The 430-nt window shown below is 69.5% G+C and carries 1 pseudogene; it reads right to left on the bottom strand.

The annotated features are described in order from the left end of the window. Positions 1 to 140 (bottom strand): annotated as a pseudogene (locus PUR56_RS43460) (beta-ketoacyl synthase N-terminal-like domain-containing protein); the annotation flags it as partial. Positions 141 to 430 lie beyond the last annotated feature (290 nt).

Below are 430 nucleotides of genomic sequence, written 5' to 3'. Positions count from 1 at the left end.
TACGTGGTGCCGGGGTGCTCCGGGTCCGGGTGGTAGAGGGCTTCCAGGTCCCAGCCGCGGTCCGTGGGGAACCCGCCCATGGCGTCGGTCCCGGAGGCCAGCAGGTCCCAGAGGTCCTCCGGGGTGTCGGCCCCGCCCGGAGCAACCCGTGTGTCCTGATACTGCGAGATCGGTTTTTTAGTCAGTGATATCCAGTCTTGCCCTTGACGAAGGTCGTCCGCTGTGGGTCGGGGGCGGCGTGGGGGGGTTTGGGTGTGCCGTGGGGGGGGGGTTTGGGGTGGGTGGGGGGGGGGGGGGGGGGGGGGGGGGGGGGGTGGGTGGGGTGGGTTATGGGGGGAAAGAGAAGACAAACAAGGACTCCCCGAACGGCACCGGGGATCGCCTACCTCACCCACAACCCCACTGACCCACGACCGCCAGCCGGAAGAAC

Origin of the sequence: Streptomyces sp. BE303, from assembly GCF_036290945.1 — a bacterium.
Taxonomy (GTDB): Bacteria; Actinomycetota; Actinomycetes; order Streptomycetales; family Streptomycetaceae; genus Kitasatospora.
This window is presented reverse-complemented; position numbering and strand designations above follow the sequence as displayed.